This window comes from Kitasatospora sp. NPDC059646 (assembly GCF_042734615.1).
GTDB lineage: Bacteria > Actinomycetota > Actinomycetes > Streptomycetales > Streptomycetaceae > Kitasatospora.
The window spans coordinates 1-17,922 of sequence record NZ_JBHWDS010000041.1 but is presented as its reverse complement, the minus strand read 5'-3'; the positions used below and the strand labels follow the sequence as shown (position 1 = coordinate 17,922).

At 74.1% G+C, this 17,922-nt stretch carries 19 protein-coding genes; 14 read left to right on the top strand and 5 right to left on the bottom strand.

Annotated features, from left to right (window positions below; translation table 11 throughout):
• Nucleotides 1-13: 13 nt before the first annotated feature.
• Nucleotides 14-1,159: an ArsA family ATPase gene (locus ACFV1L_RS25540; RefSeq protein WP_380369709.1), complete on the bottom strand. Its 1,146-nt coding sequence runs from the start codon at nt 1,157-1,159 to the stop codon at nt 14-16.
• On the bottom strand, nt 1,156-2,166 hold the full coding sequence (locus ACFV1L_RS25535; protein ID WP_380369843.1) for an ArsA-related P-loop ATPase: 1,011 nt from the start codon (nt 2,164-2,166) through the stop codon (nt 1,156-1,158). The genes ACFV1L_RS25540 and ACFV1L_RS25535 overlap by 4 nt, the downstream gene beginning before the upstream one ends.
• A gap of 277 nt (nt 2,167-2,443) precedes the next feature.
• Here ACFV1L_RS25535 and ACFV1L_RS25530 point away from each other — a divergent pair, with 277 nt between their 5' ends.
• From ACFV1L_RS25530 to ACFV1L_RS25510, 5 genes are all read left to right on the top strand, one after another.
• Nucleotides 2,444-2,599 (top strand): DUF4177 domain-containing protein, encoded by a 156-nt coding sequence (locus tag ACFV1L_RS25530; RefSeq protein ID WP_014136749.1) that lies wholly within the window; start codon nt 2,444-2,446, stop codon nt 2,597-2,599.
• Between the two features lie 2 nt (nt 2,600-2,601).
• Complete coding sequence (locus ACFV1L_RS25525; RefSeq protein WP_380369706.1) at nt 2,602-3,066, top strand: RidA family protein; 465 nt, start codon at nt 2,602-2,604, stop codon at nt 3,064-3,066.
• Between the two features lie 103 nt (nt 3,067-3,169).
• Nucleotides 3,170-4,012, top strand: coding sequence for an NUDIX hydrolase (locus ACFV1L_RS25520; protein WP_380369703.1), 843 nt, complete (start codon nt 3,170-3,172; stop codon nt 4,010-4,012).
• A gap of 94 nt (nt 4,013-4,106) precedes the next feature.
• Nucleotides 4,107-4,301 carry a hypothetical protein gene (locus tag ACFV1L_RS25515; protein WP_380369701.1) on the top strand — a complete coding sequence of 65 codons (195 nt, stop codon included), beginning with the start codon at nt 4,107-4,109 and terminating at the stop codon, nt 4,299-4,301.
• Nucleotides 4,298-5,119 carry an MBL fold metallo-hydrolase gene (locus tag ACFV1L_RS25510; RefSeq protein ID WP_380369699.1) on the top strand — a complete coding sequence of 274 codons (822 nt, stop codon included), beginning with the start codon at nt 4,298-4,300 and terminating at the stop codon, nt 5,117-5,119. Before ACFV1L_RS25515 ends, ACFV1L_RS25510 begins: the two co-directional genes overlap by 4 nt.
• A 71-nt stretch (nt 5,120-5,190) precedes the next feature.
• Here ACFV1L_RS25510 and ACFV1L_RS25505 read toward each other — a convergent pair whose 3' ends face one another.
• Nucleotides 5,191-5,865 (bottom strand): Crp/Fnr family transcriptional regulator, encoded by a 675-nt coding sequence (locus tag ACFV1L_RS25505; RefSeq protein ID WP_014136744.1) that lies wholly within the window; start codon nt 5,863-5,865, stop codon nt 5,191-5,193.
• Nucleotides 5,866-6,069: 204 nt separating this feature from the next.
• Complete coding sequence (locus ACFV1L_RS25500) at nt 6,070-6,726, bottom strand: GntR family transcriptional regulator (RefSeq protein ID WP_380369696.1); 657 nt, start codon at nt 6,724-6,726, stop codon at nt 6,070-6,072.
• Nucleotides 6,727-6,902: 176 nt separating this feature from the next.
• Between ACFV1L_RS25500 and ACFV1L_RS25495 the strand changes: the two genes are divergently transcribed.
• Together ACFV1L_RS25495 and ACFV1L_RS25490 are read left to right on the top strand one after the other, a co-directional pair.
• The gene (locus ACFV1L_RS25495; RefSeq protein WP_380369694.1) at nt 6,903-8,117 is read left to right on the top strand and encodes an amidohydrolase family protein; all 1,215 of its coding nucleotides are present in this window, start codon (nt 6,903-6,905) and stop codon (nt 8,115-8,117) included.
• Between the two features lie 47 nt (nt 8,118-8,164).
• Nucleotides 8,165-9,640: an APC family permease gene (locus ACFV1L_RS25490; protein WP_380369691.1), complete on the top strand. Its 1,476-nt coding sequence runs from the start codon at nt 8,165-8,167 to the stop codon at nt 9,638-9,640.
• A gap of 60 nt (nt 9,641-9,700) precedes the next feature.
• Here ACFV1L_RS25490 and ACFV1L_RS25485 read toward each other — a convergent pair whose 3' ends face one another.
• The gene (locus tag ACFV1L_RS25485) at nt 9,701-10,975 is read right to left on the bottom strand and encodes an amidohydrolase (RefSeq protein ID WP_380369841.1); all 1,275 of its coding nucleotides are present in this window, start codon (nt 10,973-10,975) and stop codon (nt 9,701-9,703) included.
• Nucleotides 10,976-11,211: 236 nt separating this feature from the next.
• Between ACFV1L_RS25485 and ACFV1L_RS25480 the strand changes: the two genes are divergently transcribed.
• The 7 genes from ACFV1L_RS25480 to kdpC all read left to right on the top strand — a co-directional run bounded on the left by ACFV1L_RS25480 (nt 11,212) and on the right by kdpC (nt 17,805).
• Complete coding sequence (locus ACFV1L_RS25480) at nt 11,212-11,760, top strand: universal stress protein (protein ID WP_380369688.1); 549 nt, start codon at nt 11,212-11,214, stop codon at nt 11,758-11,760.
• On the top strand, nt 11,757-12,089 hold the full coding sequence (locus ACFV1L_RS25475) for a hypothetical protein (protein ID WP_380369685.1): 333 nt from the start codon (nt 11,757-11,759) through the stop codon (nt 12,087-12,089). Before ACFV1L_RS25480 ends, ACFV1L_RS25475 begins: the two co-directional genes overlap by 4 nt.
• Before the next feature lie 141 nt (nt 12,090-12,230).
• Nucleotides 12,231-13,082, top strand: a complete 852-nt coding sequence (locus tag ACFV1L_RS25470; protein ID WP_380369683.1) for an NAD-dependent protein deacetylase — start codon at nt 12,231-12,233, stop codon at nt 13,080-13,082.
• 246 nt (nt 13,083-13,328) lie between these two features.
• Complete coding sequence (kdpF, locus tag ACFV1L_RS25465; RefSeq protein ID WP_035864019.1) at nt 13,329-13,418, top strand: K(+)-transporting ATPase subunit F; 90 nt, start codon at nt 13,329-13,331, stop codon at nt 13,416-13,418.
• 1 nt (nt 13,419) lies between these two features.
• Nucleotides 13,420-15,081, top strand: coding sequence for a potassium-transporting ATPase subunit KdpA (gene kdpA, locus ACFV1L_RS25460; protein ID WP_380369681.1), 1,662 nt, complete (start codon nt 13,420-13,422; stop codon nt 15,079-15,081).
• The gene (kdpB, locus tag ACFV1L_RS25455) at nt 15,081-17,168 is read left to right on the top strand and encodes a potassium-transporting ATPase subunit KdpB (RefSeq protein ID WP_380369678.1); all 2,088 of its coding nucleotides are present in this window, start codon (nt 15,081-15,083) and stop codon (nt 17,166-17,168) included. Before kdpA ends, kdpB begins: the two co-directional genes overlap by 1 nt.
• A 19-nt stretch (nt 17,169-17,187) precedes the next feature.
• Nucleotides 17,188-17,805 (top strand): K(+)-transporting ATPase subunit C, encoded by a 618-nt coding sequence (gene kdpC / locus ACFV1L_RS25450; protein WP_380369675.1) that lies wholly within the window; start codon nt 17,188-17,190, stop codon nt 17,803-17,805.
• Nucleotides 17,806-17,922 lie beyond the last annotated feature (117 nt).

The following is a 17,922-nucleotide window of genomic DNA, read 5'->3' as shown; positions in this document are numbered from 1 at the left end:
GTGGGCTGTCGGCTCACTCGGCGGGGGAGCCGAGGCGTTCGCCGATGGCCCGCAGTCCGTCCAGGTCGTGGACGTCTCCGGGCAGGGCCGCCACCTCGACGATCGGCACGTCCGGGTAGACCGACGCGAAGCGGTCGCGGGTGCGGCGCTCCCGCGCCATGACCTGCATGCGTTCGGCGTGCAGCCGCAGCAGTCCGGCGGCCAGGGTCTCGGCCTCGGCGGTGGCGGCGGCGGTGCCGTTCTCCTCCAGGGCCTCGGCGGCGGCCAGCGCGCGTTCGGCGGTGAGCTGCGGGGCGCCGGAGGTGTGCACCCGGTTGAGCACCAGGCCGGCCAGCGGCATGGCGTCGGCGGCGAGCCGGTCGACGAAGTACGCAGCCTCGCGCAGTGCGTCCCGCTCGGGCGCGGCGACCACCAGGAACGCGGTGCCCTCGGCCTTGAGCAGCTGGTAGGTGCGGTCGGCGCGTTCCCGGAAGCCGCCGAACATCGAGTCCATCGCGGAGACGAACGTCTGCACGTCGGTGAGGAGTTGAGCGCCGAAGATCTTGCCGAGGGTGCCGGTGATCAGCCCCATGCCGACGTTCAGGAACTTCATCGCCGACCGGCCGCCGACCTTGGCGGGGGCGGTGAGCAGCCGGATCACCTTGCCGTCCAGGAAGGAGCCGAGACGGCTCGGCGCGTCCAGGAAGTCCAGCGCGGAGCGGGACGGCGGCGTGTCGACGACGATCAGGTCCCAGCGGTCCTCGGCGCGGAGCTGCCCGAGCTTCTCCATCGCCATGTACTCCTGGGTGCCGGCGAAACCGGCCGACAGCGACTGGTAGAACGGGTTCTCCATGATCGCCTTGGCCCGGTCGGGTTCGGCGTGGGCGAGCACGACCTCGTCGAAGGTCCGCTTCATGTCCAGCATCATCGCCTGGAGTTCGCCCTCCCCGCGGGTGCCCTTGACGATCCGCGGGGTGTTGTCGAGCTCGGTCAGGCCCATCGACTGGGCGAGCCGGCGGGCCGGGTCGATGGTCAGCACCACGACGCGGCGGCCGCGTTCGGCGGCACGCAGGCCGATCGCCGCCGCGGTGGTGGTCTTGCCGACGCCGCCGGAGCCGCAGCAGACCAGGATCCGGGTCGCCGGGTCGTCGATCAGGGTGTCGATGTCCAGCCCGGTCATGCCGCCCCCTGCCGCTTCAGTTCGCCCGCCAGCCGGTACAGGCCGGCCAGCTCCACGCCCTCGCCGAGCAGCGGCAACTCGTAGGTGGGAAGCCGCAGCTGCTGGAGGTCGACACGCTGGGTGCGTTCCAGTTCGACCCGCTCGGCGTGCTCCCGGGCCTGCTCCAGCAGCGGGTCGAGGAGCGGCTCCACGGCGGCCCGCACGGTCTCGGGCTTGCGCGAGCGCCCGCCGAGGCCGGCCTCGCCGAGGGCCAGCGCCACGTCCTCGCGGTGGTCGCCGTCGGCGGCCGCCACCGCCGCCGCGTCCAGTATCGGCGGGCGCACCATGTTCACCAGGACGCCGCCGACCGGCAGCCCGGCCTCGCGCAGGTCGGCGATGCCGTCCACCGTCTCCTGCACCGGCATCTCCTCCAGCAGCGTCGTGAAGTGCACGGCCGTCTCCGGGGAGCGCAGCACCCGCATCACGGCCTGCGCCTGGGTGTGGATCGGGCCGAACCTGGCCAGGCCCGCCACCTCGGAGTTGACGTTCAGGAAGCGGGTGAGCCGGCCGGTCGGCGGGGCGTCCATCACCACCGCGTCGTAGCGCAGCCGGCCGTCCGGGCCCTTGCGGCGGGACGCCTCGCAGGCCTTGCCGGTGAGCAGCACGTCGCGCACGCCGGGGGCGATGGTGGTGGCGAAGTCCACGAAGCCGACCTTCTGCAGGGCCTTCCCGGCCCGGCCCAGCTTGTAGAACATCTCCAGGTACTCCAGCAGCGCCTGCTCGGTGTCGATCGCCAGCGCGTGCACCTCGCCGTGCCCGGTGCCCGGCAGCCCGAGCTGAGCGGGCGTCACGGTCGCCACCCGGCGCTCCTCGTACGGCAGCGCGGCGATCTGGAACAGCTCGGCGATGCCCTGCCGGCCCTCCACCTCGATCAGCAGGGTGCGCCTGCCGTCGGCGGCCAGCGCCAGCGCCAGGGCCGCGGCCAGGGTGGTCTTGCCGGTGCCGCCCTTGCCGCTGACCACGTGCAGCCTGACGCCCTCCCAGTCCGGCTCCCGCGGCGACGCCTGCCCGGCCGGCCCCGCCGTACCGCTGCTGCCCGCCACGCCCGCTCTCCGTCCGTCGCTGCCTGCTGCTGCCTGCAGGAGCACTGCCGGGGCACTCCTCCTGCCGGGATCCCCGCGGGCATCCCTCACCGCGAGGGTAACGAGCGAGCGCTCCGGATGACGGGAGCATCCCGGTCGCTCCGGCGAATGATGCCCCCTTTGTGTCCCACCTCACACCGGCCGGGGCGGCTAGAGTCACCCCATGACCAAGTGGGAATACGTCACCGTGCCGCTGCTCGTGCACGCCACCAAGCAGATCCTCGACACCTGGGGCCAGGACGGCTGGGAGCTCGTCCAGGTCGTCCCCGGGCCGAACCCGGAGCAGCTGGTCGCGTACCTGAAGCGGGAGAAGGAGTAGTCATGGGCCAGGTCGAGCAGAAGCTCGCCGAGCTCGGGCTGACCCTGCCCGAGGTGGCGGCCCCGGTCGCCGCGTACGTCCCCGCACTGCGCACCGGCCACTACGTGATGACCTCCGGGCAGCTGCCGATGGTCGGCGGGAAGCTCCAGCTGACCGGCAAGGTCGGCGCCGAGGTCACCGCGGACGAGGCCAAGGACCTCGCCCGGATCTGCGCGCTGAACGCGCTGGCCGCGATCAAGTCCGTGGTCGGCGACCTCGACAAGGTCGAGCAGGTCGTCAAGGTGGTCGGCTTCGTCGCCTCCGCCCCCGACTTCACCGGCCAGCCCGGCGTCGTCAACGGCACCAGCGAACTGCTGGGCGAGGTCTTCGGCGAGAACGGCGTGCACGCCCGCAGCGCCGTCGGCGTCGCGGTCCTGCCGCTGGACGCGCCGGTCGAGGTCGAGCTGATGGTCCGCGTCCGCGACTGACGCGGCGCCCCCGGGGCCCGTCGCCGCGACCGCGGCGGCGGGCCCTTCGTGCTGCCCGGGAGGTGGTTCCGGCGCGGAGCGGCGGCGGTTAACATCCGTGAACATGCCCGAGATGCCGCCGTCCTGGCCCGCCCGAATCCGCGCCCTGGCCGCGGGGGAACTCACCCCCGCCGCGCCCCGGCCCGCCGCCACCGTCGTGCTGCTGCGCGACGGCGCCGCCGGCCCCGAGGCGTACCTGCTGCGCCGGCGGACCACGATGGCCTTCGCCGGCGGCATGTACGCCTACCCCGGCGGCGGAGTCGACCCCCGCGACCGCGAGGTGCGCCCGCCGTGGGCCGGCCCGTCCACCGAGGAGTGGGCCGAGCGCCTGGGCGTGGACGAGCCGAGCGCCTGCGCCGTGGTCTGCGCCGCCGTCCGGGAGACCTTCGAGGAGGCCGGCGTGCTGCTGGCCGGCCCCGACGACCGCACGCTGGTCGAACCCGGCGACTGGGCGGCCGAGCGGGCCGCGCTGGAGTCCCACGAGCTGTCCCTGGCCGAGTTCCTGACGCACCGCCGGCTGGTGCTGCGCAGCGACCTCTTGGCCGCCTGGGCCCGCTGGGTCACCCCCGAGTTCGAGGAACGCCGCTTCGACACCTGGTTCTTCGTCGCCGCGCTGCCCACCGGCCAGGCCGCCGCGGACACCGTCGGCGAGGCCGACCGGGTCGCCTGGATGACGCCCGCCGACGCGGTGGCCGGCTTCCACGAGGGCCGGCTCGGCATGATGCCGCCGACCGTCACGGTGCTGCGCGAACTGGCCCCGGTGCGGGCCGCCGCCGATGCGCTGGCCGCCGCCGCGGACCGCAAGGTCACCCCGGTCCTGGGCCGGGCCGAGCTGCTCGGGGACCGCATGACGGTCCGTTGGCCCGGCTACGACGAACTGACTGTCGACGGCGTCTTCCCGGCGTGAGAACCTTCCCCCGGAGAGCACGGCACTGCCGTGCCGACCAGTGACTCTGCCCTGCGACAGCACCGCCTGCGTACATCCCGGAAGGAGACCTCCGATGACCCACAACGACGTGGCTCGCCGGACCCCGGCCATGCCCGCCCGCACCGTCACCCCCCGAGCCGCCGCCTGCGACGCCGAGGCGGTGCCCCCGGCCGGCGCCCGCCTGCTGGTCCGCGAGCTGCCCGCTCGGGCGCTGCTGCGGCCGCTCCCGCTGCGACGACTCAGTCGGGCCGAGGCGGACGCCGCGTGAGCGGTCTGCTTCCGGGCGACCCCGCCGACACCGTCGGCGGGGCCGCCACCCCGCGCGCCCAGTGCGTGCTCGCCCCCAACCCGTCCCCGATGACGCTGGACGGCACCAACACCTGGCTGCTGTCCGAGCCCGGCTCCGACCTCGCCGTGGTCGTCGACCCCGGCCCGCTGGACGAGGCCCACCTGCGACGGGTCGTCAGCGTCGCCGAACAGCAGGGCAAGCGGATCGCCCTCACCCTGCTCACCCACGGCCACGCCGACCACGCCGAGGGCGCCGCCCGGTTCGCCGAGCTCACCGGCACCGCCGTCCGCGCCCTCGACCCGGCGCTGCGGCTCGGCGAGGAGGGGCTGCACGGCGGCCAGTGGCTGGAGGTCGGCGGCCTCGACCTGCGGGTGGTGGCCACCCCCGGGCACACCTCAGACTCGCTGACCTTCCACCTGCCCGCCGACGGCGCGATCCTGACCGGCGACACCGTCCTCGGCCGCGGCACCACGATGGTCGCCCACCCCGACGGCCGCCTCGGCGACTACCTGGCCTCCCTGCGCCGCCTGCACGCGATGGCCGCGGAGCACGGCGTCCGCACCGTCCTGCCCGGCCACGGCCCGGTCCTCGCGGACGCCCTGGGAGCCGTCGACTACTACCTCGCCCACCGGGCCGGCCGCCTCGCCCAGGTCGAGACCGCCGTCGAGGCCGGCTGCCGCACGGCGCCCGAAGTGGTCGCCCGGGTCTACGCCGACGTGGACCGCGCCCTCTGGCCGGCCGCGGAACTCTCGGTCCGGGCGCAGCTGACGTACCTGGAGGAGCACGGCCTGATCTGAGCCGGGCCGGAAACGGAGATCGCGCCCCGCGCACCGACGTGCACGTGGGCGCGACCCGGGTGGGCGGCTGCCTACCGGGAGCGGCGGGAGAGCCGCTCGACGTCCAGCAGGACGACCGCGCGGGCCTCCAGCTTCAGCCAGCCGCGGCCGGCGAAGTCGGCGAGCGCCTTGTTGACCGTCTCGCGGGAGGCGCCGACCAGCTGGGCCAGCTCCTCCTGGGTGAGGTCGTGCGCGACGTGGATGCCCTCGTCGGACTGCACGCCGAAGCGGCGGGAGAGGTCGAGCAGGGCCTTGGCGACGCGGCCGGGCACGTCGGAGAAGACCAGGTCGGACATCACGTCGTTGGTGCGGCGCAGGCGGCGGGCGATCGCGCGGAGCAGCGCGATGGAGACCTCGGGGCGGGCGTGCAGCAGCGGCAGCAGGTCGCCGTGGCCGAGGCCGAGGAGCTTGACCTCGGTGAGGGCGGTGGCGGTGGCGGTGCGCGGGCCCGGGTCGAACAGCGACAGCTCGCCGATCATCTCGGAGGGGCCGAGCACGGCGAGCATGTTCTCGCGGCCGTCCGGCGAGGCGCGGTGCAGCTTGACCTTGCCCTCGACCACGACGTACAGCCGGTCGCCCGGGTCGCCCTCGTGGAACAGCGACTCGCCGCGGGCGAGCGTCACCTCGGTCATGGAAGCGCGGAGCTCGGCAGCCTGGTCGTCGTCGAGTGCCGCGAACAGCGCGGCGCGCCGCAGAACGTCGTCCACGAGCTTCCTCCTGCTGGTGTCATGGGCAGTGCTACTCACCACCAAGGATGACGCATGTCGCTCCGATCATATGAGGAGGGGGTGTGCTCGGGTGCCGCCTACGCGGCCATTCGCGCACTTCGGGTGACCGCGGCGACCGCGCCGGTCCGACGGCGTGTCGCCGACCGGGCCGGTCGGAGGGCCGGCGATCGGCCGGCCCCGCGCTCAGCGTCCGAGCGCCCGGAGGGCGAACGCCCGGGTGCCGGCGACGTGCTGGCGGGCGAGTTCGGCGGCGGTCTCCGGATCGCGGGCCTTGATGGCGTCGAGCAGCTGCTGGTGCTCGGTGCACATGGGGAGGCTGGTCCCGAGGTCCGAGGTGAGGCGGAACAGGCGGCGCAGGCGGCCGTCGAGCGGGGCCATCATGTCGCGCAGCAGCGGGTTGCCGGAGAGTTCGACGATCGCGCGGTGGAAGTCGGCGTTCAGGCCGACGGTCTCGCGCAGCCGGCCGGCCTCGGCGGCCTTGCGGGTGCGGGCGAGCAGGCGTTCGAGGCCGCGGACGCCGGCGGCGGTGGCGTGCTGGGCGGCGAGGCTGGCGGCGAGCGCCTCCAGTGACTCGCGGACGGCGAAGAAGTGCTCGGCGTCCTCGGGCCCGAAGTCGGCGACGACGGCGCCGCGGCGCGCCTGGGCGGTGAGGAAGCCCTCGCGTTCCAGGCGCTGCATGGCCTCCCGCAGGGGGATCCGGGAGACGCCCAGGCCTTCGGCGAGCTCGCGTTCCACCAGGCGCTGCCCGGCGGGGTACTCGCCCTCGATGATCCGCTCGCGCAACCGGAGGTAGACGAGGTCCGCCAGCGACTGGTGGGTGTCGCCGAGGGTGTCGGGCATCGGGGGCTCCAGGCGTGAGCGGGAGGACGGAGCGGTCTGAGGATCAGATCATTCCAGATCGTTCCCGGCCACCCCCTTGTTCGGTATTCGGTATACCGGATAGCTTGGCCGCCCAGCGGCTCGGAACGGCTCCCGGCCGCCCCCCGCATCCCCTTCGCCGAGCCGAGGAGGCCCCCGTGACGACCCGTCCGATCCCCGCCCCGCAGCTGCTGCTGGACGCCGCCCTGCCGGACGGAACCCGCGCCGACCTGCGGATCGACGGAGGCCGGATCACGGCGATCACCCCCGTGCCGCCCGGCCGCGAGCGCACCGCCGCCGGCCCCGGCGCGCGCAACCTGGACGGCGCGCTGCTGCTGCCCGCCCTGGTCGACGGCCACGCGCACCTCGACAAGACCTTCCTCGGCGCACCCTGGCAGCCGCACCGCGAGACCGCCGACCTGCGCGCCCGGATCGCCGCCGAGCGGCAGCTGCGCCGCGAGGTCGCCGGCCTGCTCCCGGTGGCGGACCGCGCGGAGGCGCTGGCCCGCCGGATGGCCGTGCTCGGCACCGGCCACGTCCGCTCGCACGTGGACGTCGACCCGGACACCGGCCTCGACCACCTGTACGCCGTGCTGGAGGCCCGCGACCGGGTGCGCGAACTGATCGACGTGCAGCTGGTGGCGTTCCCGCAGAGCGGCGTGGTCGCCGAGCCCGGCGTGGCCCGGCTGCTGGACGCGGCGCTCCGGGAGGGCGCCGAACTGATCGGCGGCCTCGACCCGTTCGGGTTCGACGGCGACGCGGACGGCCAGCTCGACGTGGTCTTCGGCCTCGCCGAGCGGCACGGCGCGGGCGTCGACATCCACCTGCACGACGGCGGCGCGCCCGGCGCGGCGCAGCTGCGGGCGATCGCCGACCGGACCGCCGCCCTGGGCCTGGCCGGCCGGGTCGCGGTCAGCCACGCGTACTGCCTCGGGCAGCTGGACGGCCGCGCGCTCGAATCCACCGCGCGGGCGCTGGCGGACGCCGGGGTGGCCGTGATGACCAACGGCCCGGCCCGGTCGATGCCGCCGGTCAAGCGGCTGCACGAGCTGGGCGTGCTGGTCTTCGCCGGCTCGGACAACATCCGTGACGCGTGGTGGCCGTACGGCACCGGCGACATGCTGGAACGGGCCACGATCATCGGCCTGCAGGGCGACCTGATGACCGATCAGGACCTGGAGCTGGCCGCCGACCTGGCCACCGCGCACGCCGCCCGGGCGCTCGGGCTGGCCGACTACGGGATCGCCGTCGGGGGACGCGCGGACCTGGTCGCGGTGGCCGCCCGCTCCGTGCCGGAGGCGGTCGCCGCCCACCCCGAACGGCTGCTGGTGCTGCACCGCGGCCGCCCGGTGCTCGACCGGCTCGCCCCCTGACGCACCCGAACTCCCCCGTACCGCCCCGTGTTCGGAAGGACCCCCACATGACCGCCGTCTCCACCCCCGCCGGCAGACCGCCCGCACCGGCCGCCGAGCCCCCCGGACAACTCGCCAAGGGCCTGATCGGCACCACCGACCTGGTGTTCTTCGTGGTCGCCGCGGCCGCGCCGCTGACCGTGCTGGCCGGCATCGCGCCGTTCGCGATCGGCGTCGGCGGGGCGTCCGCGCCGGCCGCGTACCTGATCTCCGGCGCGCTGCTGGTGCTGTTCGCCGCCGGGTTCACCGCGATGAGCCGGTACGTGCGCAACGCGGGCGCGTTCTACGCGTACGTGGCGCGCGGGCTCGGGCGCACCCTCGGTGTGGTCACCGCCTATGTGGCGGTGGTCAGTTACAACCTGATCACGCCGGGCGTGGCGGCCGCGTTCGGGTACTTCGCCGCCGGGCACATCGAGCAGCGGACCGGCGCGCACGTGCCGTGGTGGCTGCTGTCCGGGGCGTGCGTGGCCGTGGTCGGCGTCCTCGGCTGGCTGAAGGTCACGCTGTCCGCGAAGGTGCTCGGCGTGGCGCTGGTGCTGGAGGTGCTGTCGCTGCTGCTGATGGAGGGCGGGGTGCTGGCCGACCGGGGGACGGCCGCGCTCGACCCGGTCTCCTTCGACCCGTCGCTGCTCACCCAGGCCGGCGTGGCCGGCATGTTCGTGCTGGTGATAGGCGCGTTCACCGGCTTCGAGGCGACCGCGATCTACGCCGAGGAGGCCCGCGACCCGGCCCGCACGGTGCCCCGGGCGACGTTCGTCGCGATCGGCTTCCTGGCCGTCTTCTACGCGCTCGGCACCTGGATCGTGATGGGCGCGTACGGCACCGACCGGGCCGTGGCGCAGGCCCGCGCGGACGGCGGCCCGGACCTGACGTTCCGTGCCGCCGAGCGGTTCGTCGGCCTGTGGCTGTCCGACACCATGCACGTGCTGATCATCGTCTCGGCGTTCGCCTCCGCGCTGGCCTTCCACAACGCGGCCGCCCGCTACCTGTACGCGCTGGGCCGGGAGGGCCTGCTGCCGCGCGGCCTGGGGCGGGTGTCGGCGCGCACCGGCTCGCCCGGGCCCGCGGTGCTGGTGCAGTCGGTGTTCAACGCGCTGGTGGTGGTCCTGGGAGCGGTCCTCGCCGTCGACCCGTACCTGGTGGTGCTGCTCTGGTCGAACAGCGTCGGGGTGCTCGGCATCATGGCGATGCAGGGCCTCGCGGCGGTCGCGGTGTTCGCGTTCTTCCGCACCGACCGGCGCGGGCTGTCCGCGTTCCGGGTGGTCTGGGCGCCGCTGCTGGCGGCCGCCGGACTGGCCGTGCTGACCGTGCTCGCGGTGTTCAACTTCGACCTGCTGAGCGGCCGTTCGGGCCTGGTGAACTGGCTGCTGCTGGTCCCGCTGCCGTTGGTCGGCGCGGTCGGCTGGGTGGTCGCCCGGCGGATCCGGCGCACCGACCCGGAGCGGTTCGCCCGGCTCACCGAGGTCGACGTCGAACGCGACTGAGCGAGCCGGCGGACGGCGGTGGCGGCCCCTGACGGGCCGTCACCGCCGCTTCGGCCTGCCTCAGTCCAGCAGTCGGCCGCGCTCGGCGACCACCCGGCCGGCCTTCACCACCAGCTCCCGCTCCGGCAGATCGACCACCACCTGCGGCGGGCACTCGCCGTCCACCAGCAGGAAGTCCGCGGGCGAACCCGGCGTCAGGTCGGCCTTCGGGAGGCCGAGCAGGTCGGCGCCGCCGTGCGCGGCCAGCTCCAGGCAGTCGGTGAGCTCCCGGTCGGTGCGGGCGTCGGTGGTCCAGCCCAGCAGGTGCGCCCGGTGCAGCATGTCGGCGTTGCCGAACGGGCTCCACGAGTCCCGCACTCCGTCCGAGCCGAGGCCCACCCGCAGGCCGCGGGCCTGCAGCGCACGGAACGGCAGCACCTGGTGCGCGGACGGCGCGACGGTGGTCAGCGCGATCCCGGCGGACGCCAGCAGCTCCGCCACCGCATCGAGGTCACTGCCCGTCAGCTCGGGCAGGCAGAACACGTGGCTGACCGTCACCCGGCCCTGCAGGCCCGCCGCGACGGTCCGCGCGGCGATCTCGCGCAGCGGGCCGAGGCCGGCCGCGCCCCGGTCGTGCAGGTGGACGTCCAGCAGCACCCCGTACCGGTCGGCCAGCCCGAACAGCAGGTCCAGCTGCTCCCGGCCGTCCGCGCTGCCGCCGTCGAAGCCGGCCGGGTCGATGCCGCCGACCGCGTCCACCAGGTGCTCGCGGGCCGCCTCGGTGAGCAGTTCGGCCGCGCCCGGCGTGCGCACCACGCCGTGCTGGGGGAACGCCACCGACTGCACGTCGAGCTTCCCGGCGAGCCGGTCGGCGGCCTCCCGCAGGCCGGTCACGCCGGCCAGGCCGTACGCGGGCGCGACGTCCACGTGCGCGCGGACCGCGCGGGTGCCGCGGGTCACCGCGTGGGCCAGCAGGCGGTGGGCGCGCTCGCCGATCGGGCTGCGCTGCCGCCGCCACAGCTCGACGTCGCCCGCCACGTACTCCGGCAGGCTCCCGGCCGGACGGCGGCTGTACCAGGGCTCGCCCCAGGCGGTCTTGTCCGGGTGGATGTGCGCGTCCACCAGCGTCGGCAGCGCGATCCTGCCGCCGCCCTCGACCACCACCGGGCTGGTTCCGGCCGGCAGTTCGGCCACCAGGACGCCGTCCACGGCGGCCAGATCGGTGACCGGACCGCCGAACGGGCGGACCTGGCGGAACAGTGTCGCGTGCATCGTGTCGCTCCCGGGGAGGTGCTGAGGGGCTTTCCGGAACCAACCTGGACGGTGCCGGGGCTTGCAGTCAACTCGCCTTCTCAGTAGGCGAGTTGGCGAGTTCGCCGTGCCCGCGCGGTCGGGACGCGGGCACCGGCTCGGGGCGGGCGCCGCAGCGCGGCGGCACGGCCGGGCGTCAGGGCGGCGTTCGGAAACCGGGCGCCGGCGTCAGGGGTGCGTCAAGGGCGGCCGGGGGCGGGCCCGGGTGCGATCTGCTGGGTGGTGCGGGCCCCGGCGACCGGAAGGCCGGAGCCCGCGAGTACCTGGACGGAGGACGTGTCATGGAGCAGCGGCCGCGGATCGTGGTCGGGGTCAGCGGATCGCTCGGCAGCCTGGCGGCCGTGCACCGCGCGGTGGCCGAGGCCCGGCGGCTGGGCGGCGAGGTGCTGGCCCTGCACGCGTGGGAGCCGCCGAGCGGCGAGTTCGGCCACCGCCGCTCGCCCTGCCCGCCGCTGCTGTCCGCGGTCCGCGAGGCCGCCGCGACGACGCTCGCCGAGGCGATGGCGGAGGCGTTCGGCGGCACCGACCCGGGCGTCCCCCTCACCGCCCGCACCGTGCGGGGCCGGATCGCCCCGAGCCTGCTGGCCGCCGCCGACCGGCCCGGCGACCTGCTGGTGCTCGGCCCGTCCGGCTCCTGGCTGCACCGCGGCCTGCGCGGCTCGGTCCCCGCGTACTGCCTGCGCCGGGCGGTCTGCCCCGTGCTGGTCGTGCCGCGCTCCGAACTGGCCGTCACCCTCGACGAGTTGAGCGGCCACCTGTTCGCCGCCCGGGCCCTCGACAGCGAGCTGCGGGAACTGGTGGACGCCGGCCGGCGGGACGGCCGGGGGTGACCGCCCTGTCGGCCGGGCCGACCGTCGCCGCGGCGCTGCTCGGCGCGGCCGGGCTGACCGCCGCGCTCGGCCTGCTGGGGGAGCTGCACGGCGGCTGGTTCGGCACGGCCGCGTTCGCGGCCGGCTGCTGGGCGCTCGGCCGCCGCTCGCGGCTGCCGCTCGCGCCCGCCATCGGCCTGGCGGCGTGGCTGTTCCACAACGGCTTCGCGGAACACCGCTACGCCGAACTGCGTTGGCAGGGATGGGGCTTCGAGACCCGGCACCTCGCGGTGTTCGCGGGCGCGGCCCTGCTCGCCGCACTCACGGCCCGGGTGTCCCGCCGGTCGTAAGGGCGACGTACAAAGGAAGACGGCGGCAGTCCGGGCTGTGGGGGCCGGGGCGGCCGCGATCGGGAACGGTCCGGGTGGTGCGTGGGGGCACTGCCCGGGCCGTCTGCCCGTTCTGCCCGGAAGCCGGCCGGGGCGGTCACAATGGACGGTATGAGTACGCCTGAGGACGGCCTGTCCGCCGTGGCCCGGCTGCTGGCCGGCGGCGGGGTGGCCGTGCTGAGCGGGGCCGGGCTGTCCACCGAGTCCGGCATCCCGGACTACCGCGGGCCGGACGGGATCCGCCGCCACCGGGCGCCGATGACGTACCAGGAGTTCCTGGCGGGGGAGCCGGCCCGGCGCCGCTACTGGGCCCGCAGCCACGCCGGCCGCGCCGTGATCGCCGGGGCCCGCCCGAACGCCGGCCACTACGCGGTGGCCCGGCTGCGCGACAGCGGCCGGATCTCCGCCGTGATCACCCAGAACGTGGACGGCCTGCACCGCGCCGCCGGCACCGCCGACGCCGTCGAACTGCACGGCGGCCTCGACCGGGTGATCTGCCTCGGCTGCGCCGCCGTCAGCCCCCGCCGCGAGCTGGACGAGCGCCTCGCCGCCCTCAACCCGGCCTTCCGCGACGCCGGTTCGCGCATCAACCCGGACGGCGACGTCGAACTCCCCGACGCCCTGGTGGAGTCCTTCACGGTCGCCGACTGCGCCCGCTGCGGCGGCGTCCTCAAGCCCGATGTGGTGTTCTTCGGCGAGAGCGTCCCCAAGGACCGGGTCGAGCTCTGCTACCGCCTGGTCGACGAGGCCCGGGCCCTGCTGGTCCTCGGCTCCTCCCTGGCCGTGATGTCCGGCCTGCGTTTCGTCCGGCACGCCGCGAAGGCCGGCAAGCCGGTCGCCATCGTCACCCGCGGCACCACCCGCGGCGACGACCTCGCCACCACCCGCCTCGACCGCCCCCTCGGCGAGACCCTCACCGCCCTCGCCGACCTGCTCGCCGCACGGCCCCGGTAGGCGCGGGCCGGCCCCGCGGCGGCGGCGCGCGTCAAGGAGGCGTCAAGGGCGGGGAACCATCCGTATGGGGGCCGTCAGGAACCGTCGTGGCGGGCGGCGGCGCTGCTTGGCTCACTGTGCCGGCGAGATACGCAGGCCGTTGTCCCGAGCCACCCTGGTGGATGCCATGTCGGATCTGATCTATGTCGGCGTCACGGTTGCCGTGTTCGCCGTCATCGCCCTGATCGCGCGGGGGGTGGAGAAGCTGTGACCGCGGAGAACCTCGTCGGTCTCATCGTCGCCGCCGCGCTGGTCGGCTACCTCGTTCTCGCGCTGATCCACCCGGAGAAGTTCTGACATGAGCGACACTCTTGCCGGCTGGCTCCAGGCGATCGCCCTGGTCGGCGCGCTGGCCCTCTGCTACCGGCCGCTCGGTGACTACATCGCGCGGCTGCTCACCACCTCGAAGCACCTGAGAGCCGAGAAGGCCCTGTACCGAGTGGTCGGCGTCGACGGCGACGCCGACCAGCGCTGGCCGGTGTACCTGCGGTCGGTGCTGGCGTTCTCCACGCTGTCGGTGCTGTTCCTGTACGGGCTGATCCGCCTCCAGACGCACCTGCTGCTGAGCCTGGGCGTGCCGGAGATGGAGGCCCACCAGGCGTGGAACACCGCGATCTCGTTCACCACCAACACCAACTGGCAGTCGTACAGCGGCGAGTCCGCGATGGGCCACCTGGTGCAGATGGCGGGCCTGGCGGTGCAGAACTTCGTCTCCGCCGCCGTCGGCATCGCCGTGGTGGCGGCGCTGATCCGCGGGTTCACCCGCAACCGCACCGACCGGGTCGGCAACTTCTGGGTGGACCTGACCCGGATATCGCTGCGGCTGCTGCTGCCGATCTCGATCGTGTTCGCGCTGGTGCTGGTGGCGAACGGCGTGGTGCAGAACTTCCACGGCTTCCACGAGGTGACGACGCTGACGGGCGGTCAGCAGTCGGTCCCGGGCGGGCCGGTGGCCTCGCAGGAGGTCATCAAGCTGCTCGGCACCAACGGCGGCGGCTTCTACAACGCCAACTCGGCGCACCCGTTCGAGAACCCGACCGGCTTCACCAACCTGGTGGAGGTGTTCCTGCTGCTGGTGATCGCGTTCTCGCTGCCGCGCACCTTCGGCCGGATGGTCGGCGACCACCGGCAGGGCTACGCGGTCGTCGCGGTGATGGGCCTGTTCTGGGTCGCCTCGGCGGCGCTGATCACCTACTTCGAGCACCAGCACGGCGGCACCGCCCTGCAGGCGGCCGGCGCGGCGATGGAGGGCAAGGAGCAGCGGTTCGGCATCGCCGGGTCCAGCCTGTTCGCGGCGTCCACCACGCTCACCTCGACGGGCGCGGTGAACTCCTTCCACGACTCCTACTCGCCGTTCGGCGGCGGGCTGACGGTCTTCAACATGATGCTCGGCGAGATCGCCCCCGGCGGCACCGGTTCGGGCCTGTACGGCATGCTGATCCTGGCGATCGTCGCGGTGTTCGTCGCCGGCCTGATGGTCGGCCGGACCCCCGAGTACCTGGGCAAGAAGCTCGGCGGCCGGGAGATGAAGTTCGCCTCGCTGTACATCCTCACCACTCCGACGATCGTGCTGATCGGCGCCGGCACCGCGATCGCGCTGCCCGGCGAGCGCGCCGGGATGCTCAACTCCGGGGCGCACGGCTTCTCCGAGGTGCTGTACGCGTTCACCTCGGCCGCGAACAACAACGGCTCGGCGTTCGCCGGCATCACCGTGAACACCGCCTGGTACGACACGGCGCTGGGTCTGGCCATGGTGTTCGGCCGGTTCCTGCCGATGGTGTTCGTGCTGGCGCTGGCCGGCTCGCTCGCCAAGCAGCAGCCCGTCCCGCCGAGCGCCGGCACCCTGCCCACCCACAAGCCGCTGTTCGTCGGCCTGCTCTCCGGCGTGGTGCTGATCGTCGTCGGCCTCACCTACTTCCCGGCCCTGGCCCTCGGGCCGATCGCAGAAGGTCTCCACTGATGTCCACCACCCTTGAACCGGCGGTCCCCGACCAGGCGCCGCACAGAGTCTCCGCGGGCCTGCTCGACCCGAAACTGCTGCTCTCCTCCCTCCCGGACGCGGTGAAGAAGCTCGACCCCCGGGTGATGGTGAAGAACCCGGTGATGTTCGTGGTCGAGGTCGGCTCGGTGGTCACCACCGTCGCCGCGATCGCCGACCCGTCGGTGTTCTCCTGGGCGATCACCCTGTGGCTGTGGCTGACCACCGTCTTCGCCAACCTGGCGGAGGCGGTCGCCGAGGGCCGCGGCAAGGCGCAGGCCGACACGCTGCGCCGGGCCAAGACGGAGAGCGTCGCCCGCCGCCTCACCGACTGGCCCGCGTCCCGGGCCGAGGAGGAAGTGCCGGGCACCGCGCTGCGGCTGGGCGACCACGTGGTGGTCGAGGCCGGGCAGGTGATCCCCGGTGACGGCGACGTGGTCGAGGGCATCGCCAGCGTCGACGAGTCGGCGATCACCGGCGAGTCCGCGCCGGTGATCCGCGAGTCCGGCGGCGACCGGTCCGCGGTGACCGGCGGCACCAAGGTGCTGTCCGACCGGATCGTCGTCAGGATCACCTCCGAGCCGGGCAAGACCTTCATCGACCGGATGATCGCGCTGGTGGAGGGCGCGGCCCGGCAGAAGACGCCGAACGAGATCGCGCTGAACATCCTGCTGGCCTCGCTGACCATCGTGTTCCTGATCGCCGTGGTCACCCTCCAGCCGATGGCCGGCTACGCCGGGGCGCCGCAGTCCATGATCGTGCTGGTGGCGCTGATCGTGGCGCTGATCCCGACCACCATCGGGGCGCTGCTGTCGGCGATCGGCATCGCCGGCATGGACCGGCTGGTGCAGCGCAACGTCCTCGCGATGTCGGGCCGGGCCGTGGAGGCCGCCGGCGACGTCAACACCCTGCTGCTGGACAAGACCGGCACCATCACGCTCGGCAACCGGCAGGCCGCCGAGTTCCAGCCCGCCGAGGGCGTCACCGTCGAGGAACTGGCGGACGCCGCGCAGCTGTCCTCGCTGGCCGACGAGACCCCGGAGGGCCGCTCGATCGTGGTGCTCGCCAAGACCGGCTACGGCCTGCGGGCCCGCGCCCAGGGCGAGTTGGAGCACGCCGAGTGGGTGCCGTTCACCGCGCAGACCCGGATGTCCGGCGTGGACGTCGACGGCCGGCAGGTCCGCAAGGGCGCGGCCGCCTCGGTCGCCAACTGGGTCACCGGGCACGGCGGTTCGGTCGGCGCCGAGGTGGCGGACCTGGTCGACGGGATCTCCGCCGCGGGCGGCACCCCGCTGGTGGTCGCCGACCGCGACGGGGAGCGCCCGCCCCGGGTGCTCGGCGTGATCCACCTCAAGGACGTGGTGAAGGAGGGCATGCGGGAGCGCTTCGAGGAGCTCCGCCGGATGGGCATCAAGACCGTGATGATCACCGGTGACAACCCGCTGACCGCCCGGGCGATCGCCGAGGAGGCGGGTGTCGACGACTTCCTCGCCGAGGCCACGCCCGAGGACAAGATGGCCCTGATCAAGAAGGAGCAGGAGGGCGGCAAGCTGGTCGCGATGACCGGCGACGGCACCAACGACGCCCCCGCGCTCGCCCAGGCCGACGTCGGCGTGGCGATGAACACCGGCACCATGGCGGCCAAGGAGGCCGGCAACATGGTGGACCTGGACTCCAACCCGACCAAGCTGATCGAGATCGTCGAGATCGGCAAGCAACTGCTCATCACCCGCGGCGCGTTGACGACCTTCTCGATCGCCAACGACGTGGCCAAGTACTTCGCGATCATCCCCGCGATGTTCGCCGGCGTGTACCCGGGCCTGAGCCACCTCAACATCATGGGCCTGCACAGCCCGACCTCCGCGATCACCTCGGCCATCGTCTTCAACGCCCTGGTCATCGTCGGCCTCATTCCGCTGGCCCTGCGCGGCGTCAAGTACCGCCCGTCCGACGCGGGTTCGCTGCTCGCCCGGAACATCGGGGTGTACGGCCTGGGCGGCCTGGCGGTGCCGTTCGTCGGCATCAAGCTGATCGACCTGGTCGTCCAGTTCGTGCCCGGCCTGAGCTGACCCGAGAGGAGAACGAGACATGCCCACCTTCCTGCGCACCCACCTCACCGCGCTGCGGATGCTGCTGGTGATGACCGTGATCCTCGGCATCGCCTACCCGCTGCTGGTCACCGGCATCAGCCGGATCGCCTTCCCCGCCGCGGCCGACGGCTCGGTGGTGAAGGCCGACGGCAAGGAGATCGGCTCCAGCCTGCTCGGCCAGGGCTTCGACCTGCCCAAGCAGAACCCCGACGACCCCGACGAGCAGGCGCAGCCCGACCCGAAGTGGTTCCAGCCGCGCCCGTCCGCCGGCGGCCACGATCCGAAGTCCTCCGGCGCCTCCAACCTCGGCCCGAACAGCGAGGACCTGCTGAAGGCCGTCGAGGAACGGCGCGCCGCCGTCGCCGCGTTCGACGGCGTCGACCCGGCCGCCGTCCCGCCGGACGCGCTCACCGCCTCCGGTTCAGGACTCGACCCGCACATCTCGGTCGCCTACGCGAAGGAGCAGGTCCAGCGGGTCGCCAAGGCCCGCGGGGTGCCCGCCGACCGGCTCGACCGGCTGGTCGAGGAGTACACCGACGGCCGCTCGCTGGGCTTCCTCGGCCAGCCCGGCGTGAACGTGGTAATGCTCAACCGTGCGGTCTCCGACCTGAAGTGACAGCACGTCAGGGCACGGCCGACCCGGGCGCTCCCCCGCCCGGGTCGGCCGGCCGCGTCCCCCACCCCCATACGCCCACGACCGCGATACCTGCCGCCAGGCCCGAGGACCAGTAGC

Coding starts and splice junctions, on each gene's coding strand:
- ACFV1L_RS25480 (WP_380369688.1), top strand. CDS start 11,212: ATGGAGCAGCGGCCGCGGATCGTGGTCGGGGTCAGCGGATCGCTCGGC.
- ACFV1L_RS25490 (WP_380369691.1), top strand. CDS start 8,165: ATGACCGCCGTCTCCACCCCCGCCGGCAGACCGCCCGCACCGGCCGCC.
- ACFV1L_RS25470 (WP_380369683.1), top strand. CDS start 12,231: ATGGACGGTATGAGTACGCCTGAGGACGGCCTGTCCGCCGTGGCCCGG.
- ACFV1L_RS25500 (WP_380369696.1), bottom strand. CDS start 6,726: ATGCCCGACACCCTCGGCGACACCCACCAGTCGCTGGCGGACCTCGTC.
- kdpB (WP_380369678.1), top strand. CDS start 15,081: ATGTCCACCACCCTTGAACCGGCGGTCCCCGACCAGGCGCCGCACAGA.
- ACFV1L_RS25525 (WP_380369706.1), top strand. CDS start 2,602: ATGGGCCAGGTCGAGCAGAAGCTCGCCGAGCTCGGGCTGACCCTGCCC.
- ACFV1L_RS25530 (WP_014136749.1), top strand. CDS start 2,444: ATGACCAAGTGGGAATACGTCACCGTGCCGCTGCTCGTGCACGCCACC.
- ACFV1L_RS25515 (WP_380369701.1), top strand. CDS start 4,107: ATGACCCACAACGACGTGGCTCGCCGGACCCCGGCCATGCCCGCCCGC.
- ACFV1L_RS25520 (WP_380369703.1), top strand. CDS start 3,170: ATGCCCGAGATGCCGCCGTCCTGGCCCGCCCGAATCCGCGCCCTGGCC.
- kdpC (WP_380369675.1), top strand. CDS start 17,188: ATGCCCACCTTCCTGCGCACCCACCTCACCGCGCTGCGGATGCTGCTG.
- kdpA (WP_380369681.1), top strand. CDS start 13,420: ATGAGCGACACTCTTGCCGGCTGGCTCCAGGCGATCGCCCTGGTCGGC.
- ACFV1L_RS25540 (WP_380369709.1), bottom strand. CDS start 1,159: ATGACCGGGCTGGACATCGACACCCTGATCGACGACCCGGCGACCCGG.